2 protein-coding genes are annotated in these 1,550 nt (G+C 51.7%); both read right to left on the reverse strand.

Annotated elements, in window-relative coordinates; all coding sequences use genetic code 11:
- Positions 1-111: 111 nt before the first annotated feature.
- Positions 112-609: a hypothetical protein gene (locus tag JIN85_RS20375; RefSeq protein ID WP_200274314.1), complete on the reverse strand. Its 498-nt coding sequence runs from the start codon at positions 607-609 to the stop codon at positions 112-114.
- A gap of 79 nt (positions 610-688) precedes the next feature.
- Entirely contained in the window at positions 689-1,354 is a 666-nt protein-coding gene (locus tag JIN85_RS20380; RefSeq protein WP_200274316.1) for a hypothetical protein, read from the reverse strand.
- Positions 1,355-1,550 lie beyond the last annotated feature (196 nt).

Genomic DNA, 1,550 nt, shown 5'->3' on the forward strand with positions numbered 1-1,550 from the left:
CTCCGCCTCCCCCATCGCCAACCTAGAAGTCATTCCGGCAGCCACCGCCAAGGTAAAACTGCCGAATAATCATATTCATTCTAACCCAGAACGTCGAAAGCCTGGCACCCGCTACCGGGAGCGCCCCTCCGATTCAGGTTGAGGTTTGTCGCCACCCTCCGAATCCGACTCGGAACGGGTAGCGGGTTGTCCAGCGCTGCCTTGTTCGGCTTGTTGATTCTTGCCAGCGGCTTCCTTCTGAAGCTTTGCCTGAAAGTCCTTGAGGCTCGTCCAGTCCTCGTCCGAAGCAGAGACTTGGCGCGATTCAGGCAAGATTTCGGATACCTCCGACTGGCGATGCTGCCTAATCTCATCCAGTGATTCTGCTACGTCTGCCTCTTGGTGCGACGCGGGGACTCTGAGCGTAATGTCAGCAGCAATCAGCGCCAGCGACAGAAGCAAGCACAACGCACCAACGATCCTCGCAGATCTTCCTTCGAGATACTTTGCAGGAATCGTGTTGCCGTTCCTGTCGGTGCGCTCTCGCTGGAAGTGAATTGGGCCCCCACGGAGTCCGACTATCGCGAACGCTCCAACGGCAAGGGCCAGCACAAGTGGTAGAGTTCGCATTGGATGGTCTCAGTTTTCTGCCGAACGTCAAGGATCAGGCACCGGCGGAACGCCGGTTGCCTGCATCCGCTTGTTCGGCTTATTGATGTGATATGGTAGCACTGATTGGTGTCAACTTGAAATCTTCACTCAACGATGCAGTGATGTCAAACCATCGAAGTCCTTGGGCGAGTGGATGTGGAAATCCTGACTCTGGACGTTCCAGTGGGATGCATGAAAATATAACATTGTTGCCAGAAAATCGGCTCGGGCATATCCAATACTTATAATCATCTTCATATCCTTGCTGCTTCTTAAGAAAAGGAATAATATCGGGTGCTTCTGACGCATACTCTCGCACTTTGTATTCGGTCTTGCTCTTGTCGAGGAACAGAAGGCTGTGCGCGTGGTTCGACTTATAGCCATGATACGAGACAATCAATGCGGAAACCTCCGGGTGGAATGAAAGTGCAGCTGAACATCCTCCGGGATTAGCGCTCATGTCATAACCAAAATCACGGCTCCAGATACATTTTCCGGCTCCATCGATTGCCTCCACGACCATGCATTCGCCTCGGTCGTCATCTATTTTCGCTGTTATCGTATCGTGCGTATCAGTCTGAACATGACTTATCACAGTGGAGTGCTGTGGCAGTGAAAGCCTAAAAGAAAGCGGAAAACTATCTGGTTGCTTGAATTGAGTAATTAGCGGATCTGCAGATGCGGAAACCGCACTCAAAAGCAGAATTAATGTTTGCTTTAGCATGACGAGATGGTTTTTAGCAGAACGTTAGAGTGTAGGCAACCGTGCGCTGGACTGTCCAGAGCGAAGCGAACTAGCGACGTTGACGAGGTTGCCTACCACATCTCATAAGCTCGATTTCAGCCACAACAAAGGCTATACCACTCGTTCCCAAATGGAACCCAAAACGGCCGCGTGATGCAATCTGAACCCGCGCCAA

The sequence above is a fragment of the Luteolibacter pohnpeiensis genome (assembly GCF_016595435.1).
Classification (GTDB): domain Bacteria; phylum Verrucomicrobiota; class Verrucomicrobiia; order Verrucomicrobiales; family Akkermansiaceae; genus Luteolibacter; species Luteolibacter pohnpeiensis.

Bases quoted from the DNA above. Each gene is read 5' to 3' on its own strand.
- JIN85_RS20375 (WP_200274314.1), bottom strand. From the start codon at position 609: ATGCGAACTCTACCACTTGTGCTGGCCCTTGCCGTTGGAGCGTTCGCG.
- JIN85_RS20380 (WP_200274316.1), bottom strand. From the start codon at position 1,354: ATGCTAAAGCAAACATTAATTCTGCTTTTGAGTGCGGTTTCCGCATCT.